Source organism: Streptomyces incarnatus (genome assembly GCF_001027185.1).
Lineage (GTDB): Bacteria > Actinomycetota > Actinomycetes > Streptomycetales > Streptomycetaceae > Streptomyces > Streptomyces puniciscabiei.
In genome coordinates this window covers 4,543,258-4,558,492 of record NZ_CP011497.1, presented here as the reverse complement: position 1 = coordinate 4,558,492, position 15,235 = coordinate 4,543,258, and the positions used below count along the sequence as shown (strand labels likewise).

Annotated in this window: 8 protein-coding genes; 3 read left to right on the top strand and 5 right to left on the bottom strand. The window is 74.3% G+C overall.

Annotated elements, in window-relative coordinates; genetic code table 11:
* Positions 1-271: 271 nt before the first annotated feature.
* Entirely contained in the window at positions 272-823 is a 552-nt protein-coding gene (locus ABB07_RS20445) for a MarR family winged helix-turn-helix transcriptional regulator (protein ID WP_142218721.1), read from the bottom strand.
* A 110-nt stretch (positions 824-933) separates the two neighbouring features.
* Between ABB07_RS20445 and ABB07_RS20440 the strand changes: the two genes are divergently transcribed.
* The gene (locus tag ABB07_RS20440; protein ID WP_244189440.1) at positions 934-2,217 is read left to right on the top strand and encodes an MDR family MFS transporter; all 1,284 of its coding nucleotides are present in this window, start codon (positions 934-936) and stop codon (positions 2,215-2,217) included.
* Positions 2,218-2,491: 274 nt separating this feature from the next.
* Here ABB07_RS20440 and ABB07_RS20435 read toward each other — a convergent pair whose 3' ends face one another.
* Together ABB07_RS20435 and ABB07_RS20430 are read right to left on the bottom strand one after the other, a co-directional pair.
* Complete coding sequence (locus ABB07_RS20435; RefSeq protein WP_208900051.1) at positions 2,492-4,138, bottom strand: ATP-binding SpoIIE family protein phosphatase; 1,647 nt, start codon at positions 4,136-4,138, stop codon at positions 2,492-2,494.
* Positions 4,139-4,270: 132 nt separating this feature from the next.
* On the bottom strand, positions 4,271-5,650 hold the full coding sequence (locus tag ABB07_RS20430) for an NAD(P)/FAD-dependent oxidoreductase (RefSeq protein WP_208900050.1): 1,380 nt from the start codon (positions 5,648-5,650) through the stop codon (positions 4,271-4,273).
* Positions 5,651-6,027: 377 nt separating this feature from the next.
* Between ABB07_RS20430 and ABB07_RS20425 the strand changes: the two genes are divergently transcribed.
* Positions 6,028-6,807, top strand: a complete 780-nt coding sequence (locus tag ABB07_RS20425) for a TetR/AcrR family transcriptional regulator (protein WP_208900049.1) — start codon at positions 6,028-6,030, stop codon at positions 6,805-6,807.
* Between the two features lie 380 nt (positions 6,808-7,187).
* Entirely contained in the window at positions 7,188-9,119 is a 1,932-nt protein-coding gene (locus tag ABB07_RS20420; RefSeq protein WP_208900048.1) for a sigma-70 family RNA polymerase sigma factor, read from the top strand.
* A gap of 247 nt (positions 9,120-9,366) precedes the next feature.
* Here ABB07_RS20420 and ABB07_RS20415 read toward each other — a convergent pair whose 3' ends face one another.
* Complete coding sequence (locus ABB07_RS20415) at positions 9,367-12,792, bottom strand: BTAD domain-containing putative transcriptional regulator (protein WP_208900047.1); 3,426 nt, start codon at positions 12,790-12,792, stop codon at positions 9,367-9,369.
* 366 nt (positions 12,793-13,158) lie between these two features.
* Complete coding sequence (locus ABB07_RS20410) at positions 13,159-15,234, bottom strand: asparagine synthase-related protein (protein WP_208900046.1); 2,076 nt, start codon at positions 15,232-15,234, stop codon at positions 13,159-13,161.
* Position 15,235: the final 1 nt, after the last annotated feature.

Here is a 15,235-nt window from a genome sequence, read left to right as displayed (position 1 = left end):
CCTCGTTGGGCCGTTCCGACGTCTCAAACCTTAGCGGATCCGCTCGGCGATTCCCAATCGGACCGCCGGGCTTCCATTCGAATTGAATTCGGGCACGCCGAATACAACCCGTCCGGGAGATCGTGCTGCAGGTGTGAGGGGTGCCGCTCGAGGCGGCGGAGGCTGTCGAAGAACCGTTACGGCTCCGTGGCAACCCGAAGAACTTTACGGATCGCCCTGGGGCGTGTCAACACCCGTCTGTCAAGATTTTTTGCGCCGGTCGCCGACGGCCTCAGTCGAGGTCGCTGAGCCGGCCGCCGGCGTCCGGCTGGGCGTGCTCCACCCTGATCAGCAGCCTGGTCAGGACCTCGCCGAGGACCGCACGCTCCGCCGGCGTGAGGTCCTGGAGCAGGTCCTCCTCGAAGACCGTCGCCAGGCGCATGGCCTCCAGCCACTTCTCCCGCCCCTCCGGGGTCAGCTCGACGATGACCCGTACACGGTTGGATTCGTCCCGCTCCCGGGTGACCAGTCCCTCGGAAACCATGCGGTCGATCCGGTGGGTCATCGCGGCCGGGGTGAGACCGAGCCGCTTGGCGAGGTCGCTCGGGCCCATGCGGTACGGGGCGCCGGAGAGGACCAGTGCCTTGAGTACCTCCCACTCGGCGTTGCTGATGCCGAGGGCGGCGGTCTGGCGGCCGTAGGCGACGTTCATCCGGCGGTTGAGCCGGGACAGCGCCGACACGATCTTCTCGACCTGCGGGTCCAGGTCCCGGAACTCGCGCTGGTAGGCGGCGATCTGCTCTTCGAGCGTCGGCTCTGTGAGGTCGGGGGCTGTGTCGGCCATGGCCGCAGTATCGCACGCACAGCCTTTGCGTTGAAGTCCTTCCATGTGTAGTCTTTAGCTTCGAACTTTAGCTTTGAAGTCTTCAGGTCTAACTAGTGAGAGAGGTGAACGTGACCAGGGCGATGGGCGCAGCGATGCGCCGGATCCACGTGGGCAACGCACTCAGCGCGTTCGGGCTCGGCTTCACCGTCCCCTACCTGTACGTCTATGTGGCGCAGGTGCGGGGCCTGGGAGCCATGACGGCGGGTCTCGTACTCGCCGTCTTCGCCGTGGCCGCGCTGCTCGTGCTGCCGTTCGCCGGCCGGGCGATCGTGCGGCGCGGCCCACTGCCGGTCCTGCTCGCCGCCCTGGTCACCGCCGCGTTCGGCGCGCTGAGCCTCGGCCTCGCGGGCAACGCCACCGCCGTACTGCTGTCGGCCGCGGCGCTCGGTGCCGGGCAGGCCGTGATGCAGCCGGCGCTGGCGACGATGATCGTGGACTGCTCGACGGCCGACACACGGTCGCGGGCGTTCGCGATGCAGTTCTTCCTGCAGAACCTGGGCCTCGGTATAGGCGGGCTCATCGGCGGGCACCTCGTCGACACCACGCGCGTGTCGTCGTTCACGCTGCTGTTCGCGATCGAGGCCGCGATGTTCCTGCTGCTGGTCGCGGTGATGGCGACCGTGCGGATGCCGCACTCGCCGCGTATCGAGGACGCCCCGGCCGGGTCGGGGAGAGGCAGCTGGAAGCAGCTGCTCGGGAACCGGGCGATGGTGCAGCTGTGTGTGCTGGGTTTCGTGCTGTTCTTCGCCTGCTACGGCCAGTTCGAGTCCGGGCTGAGCGCGTACGGCGTCGAGGCGGCCGGGATATCCACCTCCGCGCTGGGGACGGCCCTGGCCGCGAACACGCTGATGATCGTGGTCGCCCAGTTCGCCGTGCTGAAGTTCGTGGAGCGTCGGCGGCGGTCCCGGGTCATCGCCGGTGTCGGCCTGATCTGGGCCGTGGCCTGGCTGGCCGCGGGGTACGCGGGGCTGGGGCATGGCAGCCGGGAGATGGCGACGGCCGCGTTCGTGTCGACGTACGCGCTGTTCGGGCTGGGTGAGGCGATGCTGTCGCCGACGGTCGCTCCGCTCGTCGCCGACTTGGCTCCCGAGGGGATGGCCGGGCAGTACAACTCGGCGTTCGCGCTGGTCAAGCAGCTGGCGCTGGCCGTCGGTCCGGCGGTGGGCGGGCCGCTGGGTGCCGAGCTGCACGGGCCGTACGTGGTGACCTTCCTGGCGTTCTCGCTGGGGATCAGCGTGCTGGCGCTGCGGCTGGGCCGGCGGCTCACCCCGGTGCAGGACCGGCCTTGGCTGGCCCGCGGGACCCGGGTGGTCGCCCGGGGTGGGGCACCTGCGGAGTCCCTGGCCGCGTAGTCGTGCGGCACCCGGTGCGGGTGCTGGGCAGGCCCGGGGCGCTGCTCGCTGGGAGGTGCCGCTGCGCCCACCCGTGCCGCCCCAGCGGCACGACTGCCCGCAGCTACGCGGGGTACGACCACAGCTGCCGGGTGGGCGCCGCACCAGCGGCACGACTGCCGCAGCTACGGCGCCCCTCCGGATGGGGCGACTGCAACTCCCCAGGGGCGCGGGGAACTGCGCGACCGGCCACGGCGTGCCCGCTCCCGGCAGCGCACCTGCACCCCCACGGCGCCTAGCCCTTCGGCAGTACGAACTCGCACCACACGGCCTTGCCGCCGCCAGGCGTTCTGCGGCAGCCCCAGGTGGAGGCGATCGTCGCCACGATGGCGATGCCCCGGCCGGACTCGTCGCCCGGTTCCGCGCGGCGGCGGCGCGGGAGGTGGTCGTCGCCGTCGGTCACCTCGATGATCAGGCGGCGGTCGGTGCGGCGGAGCCGCAGCCGCATCGGTGGAGTGCCGTGCTGGAGGGAGTTGGCGACCAGCTCGCTCGCGGCGAGGACACCGAGATCGTGCAGCTCGGGCGGGAAGCGCCAGCTCGTCAGCACGCCGGAGGCGAACGCACGGGCACGGGGCGCCGCTTCGACGCCGCCGAGGAGTTCCAGGGCCGCGTTGCGGAAGAGGTCGCCGTCGGGGCCCGTACGGGCTGGGTGCTGGAGGACGAGGACGGCGACGTCGTCGTCGTGGTCGGCGGTGACGCCGGCCGAGCGGACCAGGCGGTCGCAGATCACCTGGGGCGTGCCCGTGGCGCCGGCGAGCGCGCCTTCGAGGGCCGCGATGCCCTCGTCCAGGTCCTCGTCGCGGCGCTCGACCAGGCCGTCGGTGTAGAGGACGGCCGTGGAGCCCGGGCCGAGGGCGATGGAGCCCGACGCGTGCATCCAGCCGCCGGTGCCCAGCGGTGGGCCGGTGGGCTCGTCGGCGCGGGAGACGGTGCCGTTCTCGTCGCGGACCAGGATCGGCAGGTGGCCGGCGGAGGCGTACACCAGCCTTCCCTCGTTGGGGTCGTGGATGGCGTAGACGCAGGTGGCGATCTGGTTGGCGTCGATCTCGGCGGCCAGGCCGTCCAGCAGCTGGAGCACCTCGTGCGGGGGGAGGTCCAGGCGGGCGTAGGCCCTCACGGCCGTACGCAACTGGCCCATGACCGCCGCCGCCCGCACGCCCCGGCCCATGACGTCGCCGATCACCAGGGCCGTGCGGCCGCCGCCCAGGGTGATGACGTCGTACCAGTCGCCGCCGACGGCCGCCTCGGTGCCGCCGGGCTGGTAGGTGGCGGCGATGCGCAGGTCGTCGGGCTGTTCCAGTTCCTGGGGGAGCAGGGAGCGCTGGAGGGTCACGGCCGTCTCGCGCTGGCGGCGCTCGCTGGCGCGCAGCCGTTCGGCGGCCTCGGCGTGGTCGGTGACGTCGGTGGCGAAGACGAGCACGCCGCCGTCGCGGTCGCCGTCCTCGTCGACCGGGGTGCAGGTGAAGGTGTACGAGCGGCCGTCGACGGCCTTGCGGGACTTCAGGGTGCGGGGCTTGCCGCTGCGCAGCACCTGGTCGAGGAGGGGAAGCAGGCCGAGTTCGGCGAGCTCCGGGAGCGCCTCCCGCGCGGGCGTGCCCATCGGCCGTACGCCGAAGGCCGCCGTGTACGCGTCGTTGACGTAGGCGATGCGGTGGTCGGGGCCGTGCACCAGGGCGACCAGGGCCGGGACGCGGTCGAGGACGTCGCGCGCGGGCAGTTCGTCGACGGCGGGCACCGGGGCCGTGCCGTCGGCCGTCCGTTCGGCGCGGGCCGCGGGCACGGAGCCTTCCCCCCGCCGGTCGGGGGAGACCGGGGTCTCGGTCCGCGCGGCGGCGCGGCGCTGCGTTCCGGGGAGCCGGGCGCTCCAGCGCGTGAAGTTCACTTGGGAAGAAGCCTCGTGGGTGCTTAAGGACGGGCGGGTGGCCCGTCCGAGGACGTGGGGCAGTCTGGCAGGGGGCGCGCCGCGGCGACATCCGTCAGACGCCTGGGCGGGCCGGGGAGTTCCTGGGTCCGGTCAGGACGACCCCTTCGGGTTGTCCGAGGGGCTGTGAGGAGGCTTTCCACCGGCAGCGAGTTCGAACTCGGCTCGCGGATGTTCGAGCGAACCGAGCGAGACGATCTCCCGTTTGAAGAGTCCGGCCAGGGTCCATTCCGCCAGCACGCGGGCCTTTCGGTTGAAGGTGGGCACCCTGCTGAGGTGGTAGACGCGGTGCATGAACCAGGCAGGGTAGCCCTTCAGCCTGCGCCCGTAGACCTGGGCGACGCCCTTGTGCAGGCCGAGGGAGGCGACCGAGCCGACGTACGTGTGGGCGTACGTCTGAAGGGGCTCGCCGCGCAGCGCGCGGGCGATGTTGTCGCCGAGGGTCCGGGCCTGGCGGACGGCGTGCTGGGCGTTGGGGGCGGTCTCGGTGCCGGGTTCGGCAGCCGTGACGTCGGGTACGGCGGCCGCGTCGCCGGCCGCCCAGGCGTGCTCCGTGCCGTCGACGGTCAGCTGGGCGGTGCATTTGAGCCGGCCGCGCTCGGTGAGCGGCAGGTCGGTGGCGGCGAGCAGCGGGCTGGGCTTCACACCCGCGGTCCACACGACCGTACGGGTCGGGAAGCGCTGGCCGTCGCTGAGGACGGCGACCCGGTCGGCGCAGGAGTCCAGGCGGGTGTTGAGCAGGACCTGGATGTTGCGGCGGCGCAGCTGGGTGACGGTGTAGCGGCCCATCTCCTCGCCGACCTCGGGCAGGATCCGGTCGGAGGCCTCGACGAGGATCCACTTCATGTCCTCGGGGCGGACGTTGTGGTAGTAGCGCGCTGCGTAGCGGGCCATGTCCTCCAGCTCGGCGAGCGCCTCCACGCCCGCGTAGCCGCCGCCGACGAAGACGAAGGTGAGGGCGGCGTCGCGGACGGCGGGATCGCGGGTGGAGGAGGCGATGTCCATCTGTTCGATGACGTGGTTGCGCAGCCCGATGGCCTCCTCGACGGTCTTGAAGCCGATGCCGTATTCGGCGAGGCCGGGGATGGGCAGGGCGCGGGAGATCGAGCCGGGGGCCAGCACGAGCTCGTCGTAACCGAGGAATTCGGCCGGTTTTCCCTCCTCGGCGGTGGCGAGTGTGTGGACGGCGGCGGTGCGCACCGCGTGGTCGATGGAGGTGACCTCGCCGACGACGACATGGCACCGGTCCAGGACGCGCCGCAGCGGTACGACGACATGGCGAGGGGAGATCGAACCGGCGGCCGCTTCGGGAAGGAACGGCTGGTACGTCATGTAGGGGTCCGGGGTGACGACGGTGATCTCGACCTCACCCCGCCTGAGCTCGCCCTTCAGCTTCCGCTGCAGACGCAGTGCCGTGTACATCCCGACGTAGCCGCCGCCGACAACCAGAATGCGCGCACGTTCCTTCACCATCCCATGACGCACCCGGCGCTGTTGTTTGTCCACAGCCCCGGCAATTTGTGTGACCGGCGGCCGGGTGTGCGCGGCGCCGGGCATGATGTCGGGGCGAGCTGAAAGGGGGCAGGTCAGCGGGGGCGGACGCGGGTGCGCGAACGTGCGGAAACGGGACGTACCAGACCCGTACTCCGATCGGGGGGCGCACTGTGCGGAACCTGCCCCTTCTGAATTGACTCCCTCTCAACTATGTTCGTGTGTCGACGGGGTGTAGGGAATGTGGTCGAACCGGTGTCGCGACGGGCGAGACCGGTGGTGATCGGTGTCAGTCCCGCGCACTTCGGACTCAGTGGCGGGGAGTCTCCGGGGGGAGACGTCATAACCGGGGGAAACACATGCATGTTCAGGACACGCATTGGTCATCTGCAGCCGCCGTCGCACCGGGTGCCGGGGCGATGAGCGCGGCGGTGGGCAACGGACGCGCGGACGGGTCGCGTACGACCCCGCTGCGGGTGGACGCACAGCGCAATCTGGAGCACGTGCTGCGTGCGGCACGTGAGGTGTTCGGCGAGCTGGGATACGGCGCGCCGATGGAGGACGTGGCGCGGCGCGCGCGGGTGGGTGTCGGCACGGTGTACCGGCGCTTTCCCAGCAAGGACGTGCTGGTCCGGCGGATAGCCGAGGAGGAGACCGCGCGGCTGACCGACCAGGCGCGGGCCGCGCTCGGGCAGGAGGACGAGCCGTGGTCGGCGCTGTCCCGGTTCCTGCGGACGTCCGTGGCGTCGGGGGCGGGGCGGTTGCTGCCGCCGCAGGTCCTGCGGGTCGGCTCCGCGCAGGGCTCCGCCGGTTCGGCCGAGGGACACGCTGCGGAGGGCCCCGCCGAGGAGGCCCGGGTTCCGCAGCAGCGGGTGCAGCCGGGGACCGGGGAGCTTCGGCTGGTGCCCGGGGAGTCCGCCGGCGATGACAGCGGGGTCGGGGCGTTGCTCGATGTGGTCGGGCAGTTGGTGGAGCGGGCTCGGGCGGCCGGTGAGCTGCGGGCGGATGTGTCCGTGGGGGATGTGCTGCTGGTGATCGCGACGGCGGCGCCGTCCCTGCCGGACGCGGCACAGCAGGCGGCGGCGTCCGCACGGCTGTTGGACATCTTGCTGGAGGGGTTGCGGTCGCGTCCCGCGTAGGGGGGCCTCAGCGTCGGCGGGCGCGGGTGCCTTGGTCGGCGGGCGCGGGTGCCTTGTGGGCGGTTCGGGGTGGTGCGTGGGGCGTGTAGTCGTCTGAGTGCGGGTGCGTGGGGGCTGTTGGCGCCCACGCGGCGGAGCCGCATATGAGGCACCGCCTCGCGCCCCTGGGGGGCTGCCGGACCGCCTGCCCCCTCGGCACCCCTCGTCGCGAGTGACCTTGATTCTGCGGTCCCCCTCGTTCGAGTGATGGCCGTAAGTCCGTGCTGCCCACGGCCCTCGGATGAGTGGATGCCGTGAACATGCGGGGCTCGGCCGAAAGGCGATGTGGCACCCTGAGCCGGTGACGGGTTGGGCTGGGCCGGGGGCGGGGGCGTTCCGCGATGAGCGTTGACGGGTGGGACGAGTCACGCGGGGACGACGCCGACGCGGAGACCGCCGCAGGCCCGACCCCGCCCCAGGTGCCGAGCCAGGGCGGGCGTCCGGCTTCCGCCGGCGGGCGGAGCGCGAAGAGCGTGCCGGCCCAGCGTGAGGGCAGCGCGCTGCCGCCGTCCGGGGCGACGCCGCCCGACGACGGCGAGCTGATCGAGCGGATGCGCGGCGGAGACGACTCCGCGTACGAGGAGCTCTACCGGCGGCACGCGGGCGCCGTACGGCGGTACGCGCGGACCTGCTGCCGGGACGGGCACACCGCCGACGACCTGACGGCCGAGGTCTTCGCCCGGATGCTGCAGGCGGTGCGCGGCGGATCGGGGCCCGAGCACGCCGTGCGGGCCTATCTGCTGACCTCCGTGCGGCGCGTCGCCGCGCACTGGACCAGGTCCGCTCGGCGTGAGCAGCTCGTGGACGACTTCGCCGTCTTCTCCCAGCAGGCCTCGCGCGCCTCCGAAGTGCCCGACGACACCGCGTCCTTGGGCTCCTTCGGCGCGGGCCTGGACCTCGGCGCCGATGTGCGGGCGATGCACGAGGCCGAGCAGTCCATGGCGATGCGGGCCTTCCGCTCGCTGCCCGAGCGCTGGCAGGCCGTGCTGTGGCACACCGAGGTGGAGGACGAGTCCCCGAGCGAAGTGGCCGTGCTGTTCGGGCTGGACGCCAACGGCACGCGCGTGCTGGCGAGCCGCGCCCGCGAGGGGCTCAAGCAGGCCTATCTCCAGGCCCACGTCAGCGCCTCCCTGGCCGGTGACGAGGGGTGCGCCCGGTACGCCGACCAGCTCGGCACCTACGCCCGCCGCAAACTGCGCCTCCGCGCCGAACGGGGCCTGCGCAAGCACCTGGAGGAATGCGCCAGGTGCCGGCTGGCGGCCGCGCAGATCGAAGAGGTCGCCGGCGGTATCCCCGGTGTCGTGCCGGTCGCGGTCATCGGCTGGTTCGGGGCCGCCGGGTACGCCAAGGCGCTCGGCGTCATCGCCGGCAGCGCCGGGGCGGGGGCGGCGGGTGCCGCCGCGGCGGCCACCGGGTCGTCGTCCGGCGGGGCCGGCGGTGCGGGCGGTGCCGCGGCCGCGGAGGGGCTCGGGGCGCCGGTGAAGGCGGGGATCGCGGCCGGTGTGGTCGCGGTGGCCGCCGCCGCGGTGGCGCTGGCCCTGGTGAACGACAGCCGTCCGCCGGCGAAGGAGGCCGCCAAGCCGTCACCGTCCGCGCCGGTCGTACGGCCCCCGGCGCCGACACCGGCCCCGTCGAAGAAGAAGCCCGCGCCGAAGCCGGTGGTGCCGGTGGTGCTCGCGCCCGAGCCGGCACCCACGCCGAAGCCGACGCCGACGCCCACACCCACGCAGACGCCGGCCCCGACTCCCCAACCCAACCCGACGCCCACACACGCACCCACGCCCACGCCGACACCGAGACCCAGGCCGACACCGACGCCCACTCCGCCGCCCGCGCCCACCGTCTACGAGCTGAGCGACCTCGACTACGACGTCGACGGCGACGGCACCGAGCCCGAGATCCAGCTCGCCGAGAGCAGCTGGGTGTGGCAGCGCCACGGGATGTCGATCGGCGACAAGCAGTACGCGCGCGGGGTGACCGTGCACAGCGAGTCCTCCGTCACCATCGCCCTCAACCGGCAGTGCACCGCCTACGACGCCCTGGCCGGCGTGGACGACATGACCCTCGGCCTCGGCAAGGTGTCCTTCTCCGTCTGGGCCGACGGGGTCCCGCTCTGGCAGTCCGGCATGGTCAAGGGACACGACCGGGCCGTGCCCGTCCATGTCGACCTCACCGGGCGCAGGACCGTACGGCTCGTCGTACGGCCGCACAGCAACGTCTTCGACCAGGCAGCGCTCGCCGACTGGGCGGAGTCACGGTTCACCTGCCGCTAGGGCGGGGGCCGGAGGACTGGCGGGGCGGCCGGAAGGCCGGTGGGTGGCGGGGGCCGATGGGTCAAAAGGCCCGGGCTGCGGGCCGGAAGTCCGGGCGCCGGGGCCAAGGGACCGCAAGGCCGAAGGCCGGGCGCCGGGGCCAAGGGACCGCAAGGCCGAAGGCCGGGCGCCGGGGCCAAGGGACCGCAAGGCCGAAGGCCGGGCGCCGGAAGGGCGGCGGAGCAGCCGGGCGGGGGGCGGTGGGGCGTCATCGGCCGGGGTCGGGGGGCGGGTCCGTGGGGGCGAGTTCCCGCAGTACGTCGGGCGCGCCGAGGGACGCTCCCCGGGCGTGCTCGGCCTCGTACCGCTCGGGTGGCAGGGCCGCGCGCGCGTCGGCCTGCACCCGGGCGGCCTCGCTGCACTCCGGCTCGGGGCGCGGATTGCCGTTGCGCCAGTGGTCGGCGGCGGCGAACAGCCGTACCGCGCCGGCCAGATCTCCGCACCGGGCCAGCAGACCGGCCGCGACGTCCACCAACCCCGCCGTGATCATCTCGGCGCACCGCTGGGTCACGGCCACCCGCAGCGCCTCGGCGATGACCGGCAGCCCGTGCTCGGGGCCCGACTCGTCGGCGGCGAGGAGCGCCTCCACCGTGCGCAGGGCCGCCTCGAACTGCGGGGGCGGAGTGCCGCCGCGGGCCACCGCGCGGGTCCGCTCGTACAGCTCGCGGGCCAGGGCGGGCTGCCCGTCGTGCAGGGCGATGTGGGCGCGCATGAGCAGGACGAAAGCGCGCGACTCCGGTACCGCGTACCGGTCGGCGGCCGTTCCCGCCTCCTCCAGGGCGGCCAGTGCGGTCTCGGTGTCGCCGGAGCGGTAGGAGATCTCGGCGAGCCGGGCCATCAGGAACGGCGACTCGGCGTATGCCCCGACCTCGTAGGCCAGGCGCAGCGCCTCCTCGTACTCACCGCGCGCCTCGGCGAACCTGCCGCGGGCCATGGCCGCCTCGCCGGCCGCGCTGCACACCTGGGCCCGCATCCAGCGGTCCCCGACGCGCCGGCTGAGCGTCCTCAGCTCGGCCAGGTCCTCGTCCACGCCCCGCAGGTTGCCCGGGGAGTCGACGATGACATGGGTGCGGAACATCAGGGAGACGCCGATCTCCCAGTCGCCGCCGTGGGCACGGCAGTTGGCCACGGCCGCGGTCAGGTCCGGGCCGAGGTCCGCCGGGTCGCCCAGGTAGTAGGCGGTCAGCGGCCAGACGATGCCCGGGAGCCGGGCGGCCTGGGGACCGCCGCACTCGAAGGCGGCGCGGATCCGGGCGATGTACGCACGGGCGCGCGGGTCGGGCGCGAGGTGCTCGGTGCTCGACTCGGAGGTCAGGAACAGGTCGAGCATCCGCAGATCCATCCGCAGCTCCCGCAGCGGATGCCCGGCCTCGCCGTCGGGCCCGGCGAGAAAGGCCCCTACGGGGTCGGCCGACTCCACCAGGGCCATCAGCTGGTCTCCTGCGCCGCCACCGAGGGGGACCGCAGTCGGCGACGCGTGCGGGGAAGCCGAGGGAGCCGAGGACACCGCCGTACCCGAGGGCGCCGAGGACGCCGCCGTGTCCGAAAGCGCCGGGGTGTCCAAGGGTCCCAGGGTGTCCAGGGCCACGCCCAGGCGGAGGAGCAGGCGGACCCAGGCGATCGCTTCCTGGCGGTGGTTGCGGAGCCACCAGAACCAGCCGATGGCCCGGACGATGGCGCCGGCCTCAGGTTCGTCGCCGGCGCGCACGGAGCGGTCCAGGGCCGCCCGGATGTTGTCGAGCTCGGTCTCCAGGCGGGAGATCCAGGGCAGTTGGTCCGCCGACCGCAGGCGCGGCTCGGCCTCCTCCACCAGCGCCCGCACCCAGGCACGGTGCCGGCGCTCGGCCCCGGCGCGCAGTCCGGGGACCTCGGCCGCACGCTCGGTGGCGTACTCGTGGATGGTCTCCAGCATGCGGTAGCGCATGCCGCCGGAGCCGTCGGGACCGCTGGGCGCGGCCACGACGAGGGACTTGTCGACGAGGGCGCCGATCAGATCGGCCGCCGGGCCGGTGCACACGGCCTCGGCCGCCGCGAGGTCCCAGCCGCCGGCGAACACCGACACCTCGCGCAGCACCGTACGCTCGCGCTCGTCCAGCAGGTCCCAGGACCAGTCGACGACCGCGCGCAGGGTCTGCTGGCGGGGCAGGACCGTACGGCTTCCGGAGGTGAGCAGGCGGAAGCGGTCGTCGAGGCGATCGGCGATCTGCCGCGGGGTCAGCAGCCTGAGCCGGGCCGCGGCCAGCTCGATGGCGAGCGGCAGCCCGTCCAGGCGACGGCAGATCTCCGCCACGGCCCCGGTGTCGGCGAGCACCGCGGCGGCGTCGGGACGGACGGCCTTCGCGCGCTCGGCGAACAGGCGGTGCGCCTGCTCCGGGACCAGGGGCTCGACCGGGCGCACCGACTCACCGGGGACGCCGAGGGGTTCACGGCTGGTCGCGAGGACCGTGAGCCCCGGGCAGTGGGTGAGGAGGGTCTCGGCGAGGGCTGCGGCGGCGCCGATGACGTGTTCGCAGTTGTCAAGGATCAGGAGTTGGCTGCGCGGGGCGCAGTACTCGATCAGCAGGGCGACGGGGTCGGCCTGCGGGGTCGCCAGCTCGTTGGTCATCAGCGCGGTCTCGCGCAGACCGAGCGCGCTGACCACGGCGCCGGGCACCGCCTCCGGATGGTCGAGCGGGGCCAGCTCGACCAGCCATGCCTGGGGGAACCCTGCGGCGGTCTCCTCGGCGAGGCGGGTCTTTCCCGAGCCGCCCGGTCCGGTGAGCGTGACCAGGCGGGCCCTGTGCAAGTCGGAACGAATGGCCTCGAGTTCTGGTTCCCGCCCGACGAAGGACGTCAGGCGGGGCCGGAGGTTGCCGGTGCGTTCGGGGGGTTGAGCAGGGGTGGGGGACGGCTCGGGCACCCTCGGCTGCCTGGGCTCCCGCTGCGTGAGCAACGACGCGTGCAGGGCTCTGAGTTCCGGGCCGGGGTCGGTGCCGAGGGTGTCGGCGAGGGTGCGGCGGGCGGACTCGTACGCGGCCAGGGCGTCGGCGGTGCGGCCGCTGTCGCGCAGGGCGCGGATGAGCAGGGCCTGCAGGGGCTCGTCCAGCGGGTGGGCGGTGGTGAGCTCCGTCAGCTCCGGTACGACGTCCGGGGCGCGGCCGAGGTCGAGCGCGGCGCCGGCGCGGGCACGGATGGCCTCCAGGCGCAGGGCCTCCGGGCGGGTGGCGGCGGTGCGGTCGGGGAGGTCGGCGAGGGCGGGGCCGTGCCAGAGGGCGAGGGCCTCGGTGAGGGTGCGGTGGGCGGTGGCCGGGTCGCCGCCGGCGAGGGCCTTGGTGCCGGTGTCGACGAGGCGTTCGAAGACGTACAGGTCCACGTCGTCCTCGGTCGCCTCCAGGCGGTAGCCGCCCGGGGTGGAGGCGACAGTGTGCCGGCCGAGGGCGCGGCGGAGGCGGCCGACGAGGGCCTGGAGGGCGGCGGGGGCGTCGCTCGGGTGGTCGTCGGCCCAGATCTCGTCGATGAGGGTGTCGGGGGTGGTGGTGCGGCCTGGGCGGAGTGCCAGGACGGTGAGGAGTGTGCGCAGGCGGGGACCGCCGACAGGTACGGGGGTGCCCTGGTCGTCTGCTGCTTGGGCCACGCCCAGGATTCTGTACCGCACCGGGTCATTGTCGCGGGGTAGCTGGGGGTGGGGCGACGCGGTTTCCCTCAGCTGTGCTGGATCGGTGCCCCGTGCTGGGGCTGGGCGGGGGTTGGGTCGCTTACCGGCGCGTGCAGGGTGCCGCTGCGCCCACCCGTGCCGCCTGGGGGTCCCCCCAGGCCCTTAAGGCACTGGGGGAGGCACGACTGCCCGCAGCTGCGGCGCGAGTGCGGGTGCGAATTCGGGGGCGGCAACTGCAATGCCCTAGGGGCGCGGGGAACTGCGCGATCAGCCCCCACCGGCCCGCGGCCGACATCCGGCGGGAGCCACCCGGCGGGGGTCCGGGGGCGGCAGCCCCCGGATGGGAGCGGACGACAGCCCGAGCCGTCAGGCTCCGGAAGCCAAGGCTCCCCGGCGCGGCTGAATCCCCGACGGCACCGCACGCGCGCGTGCCGGTGTCCCCGTCCAGCACGTCCCCCGGCGGGCCAGCAGGCGGTGGAGCCAGAGTTCGAGGGAGATCAGGTCGGCGAGGCCGTCCAGGGGGAGGGTCTCGCCGGCGGCCGCCGCGCGCAGCGCCTTGCGGACGACGCGGGCCTCCACCAGGCCGGCGTCGGCCAGCAGGGGGCTGGCGAAGAGGTCCTGGAGGGGTTCGGCCGCCACGCGCAGGCCCGCGCGTGCGGCCGCCGCCGAGGAGGCGTGCGAGGGGGCGCCCCAGCCGGGCGGGAGGTCGGCGACGCCGGCGCCCTCCAGGACCGTACGGAGGATCGAGGAGCGGGCGCCCGGGCGGACGCGCAGGGCCTCCGGGAGGGCGCGGCAGGCGCGGACGACCTGGTTGTCGAGGAACGGCGCGTGCAGGCGCTGGGAGCGGATCTCGGCGGCCTGCTCCAGGACGCGCAGGTCGGCGGCGTGGCGGGCGAGGGCGGCACGCGCGCGGTACTCGCCGGGACGCTGGTGCCCGGTGGCCGAGCGGTCCGCCTCCGCCTGCAGCAGAACCGATACTTCGGCCAGTGCCTCCCCGGTCAGCCAACGCGCCGCCGGCCCGGGTCTGGCCCAGGTCAGCGCGGCGAGGGACGCGCCGACCGCTCCCCCGGGCTCGTCGAAGCGGCGCCGCATCAGCCGCTCGGCCAGCGCCTCCAGGCCGGCCCGGTAGGGCGTGCGGGCGAGCCGACGGGCGGCGCCGTACACGCGCGCGGGGACCATCACCGAGCCGTCGGCCTTGGCGAGCGCGGCGACCGGGCGCACCAGGTGGCGCCGTTGGCGGTCCATCAGGAGGTCGGCGAGGCGCGCGGGGTGGGCGTCCAGGACCTGGCGGGCGCCGTGGCCGGTGAAGTGGTCGGCGCTGCCCGCGGCGAGCCGGGCGCGGTGCCGGACGGCGGTCACCAGCGAGGGTCCGGGTTCGTCGGTGAGGGGGCCGTCGAGGTCGGCGTACGGCAGGGTGTCCTCGGCGCCGGTCACGACGACGTGGTGCAGGCGCGGGTTGGCGGCCAGGGCGCCCGCGCGCTCCAGTTCGGCCTCCCGGCCGCCCACGGCCAGGTCGTTGAAGGTGACGGCGAGGAGCCGCTCGCCCGCGCCGGTGCCGTGGCCGAGGAGCGTGCCGGGTCTGCCGGGCAGCCCGGCGGCCAGTAGCGCGAGGGTGCCGGAGGCGGGGCCGCCGGAGAGGTCGGCGCCGATGCCGGGCACGGGCATGCCGCGCCGGGCCCGCCGCTCGGCCGGTCCCATGCCGGGCACCGGGCCGGGGTCGAGGTCGGGCACGTGCCGGGGCGCCGACAGCCGGGTGCGGACCGCCTCCACCAGGGCGTCCCGTACGGCGTCCACGGCGCGGTCGGGGTCGGCGGGGGCCGCGGCGACGGCGAGGGAGGCGACCGGCTCGTACCCGGCGATCTCGCGCGCCCCGGCGCGCAGCACGAGTGCGTGCCCCGGCGGAATGCGCCGGACGCCTTCGTACGGGGTGGTGTCGCGCAGCGCGGCGGGTACGTCCGGGGCGGCGAGCAGGGCGGCCAGGTGGGCGAAGTCGAGGTTGGCCTCGATGAGGTCGGCCAGCGGCAGCGCGGCGGTGGCGTAGGCGGTGCCGCCGGCCCAGGGGGTGTGGAACACCGGGCGGGCGCCCGCGAGATCGCCGCAGACGGTGATGCGGCGGCCGACCCTGACGACCGCCGTGTAGCTGCCCGGCCAGGCGGTCAGATGGCGCAGTGCGCCCCCGCGCGCGGTGAACAGGCCGCGTCTGAGCTCCTCGTCGGAGGCGCCGCAGATGCCGAGGACGGCGATGCTGTTGTCCGCGTCGGCCCGCACCACGCGCACCTCGTCCGGGCGCCAGTCGCCGACGGCCCACAGCGGATCCGGGTCGCCCCACAGGAGTTGGGAGCCGACCGGGTGCAGGGTCTCGCCGTCGTAACCGGTGGCGCCCGCGGAACCGATCCCGGCGACGCCCGCGGCGGTGCTGCTCCAACCCACCAACCACCGCATC

Excerpts from the sequence above, each read along its gene's own strand:
- ABB07_RS20445 (WP_142218721.1), bottom strand. The coding sequence starts at position 823 with ATGGCCGACACAGCCCCCGACCTCACAGAGCCGACGCTCGAAGAGCAG.
- ABB07_RS20430 (WP_208900050.1), bottom strand. The coding sequence starts at position 5,650 with ATGGTGAAGGAACGTGCGCGCATTCTGGTTGTCGGCGGCGGCTACGTC.
- ABB07_RS20425 (WP_208900049.1), top strand. The coding sequence starts at position 6,028 with ATGCATGTTCAGGACACGCATTGGTCATCTGCAGCCGCCGTCGCACCG.
- ABB07_RS20420 (WP_208900048.1), top strand. The coding sequence starts at position 7,188 with ATGAGCGTTGACGGGTGGGACGAGTCACGCGGGGACGACGCCGACGCG.
- ABB07_RS20410 (WP_208900046.1), bottom strand. The coding sequence starts at position 15,234 with ATGCGGTGGTTGGTGGGTTGGAGCAGCACCGCCGCGGGCGTCGCCGGG.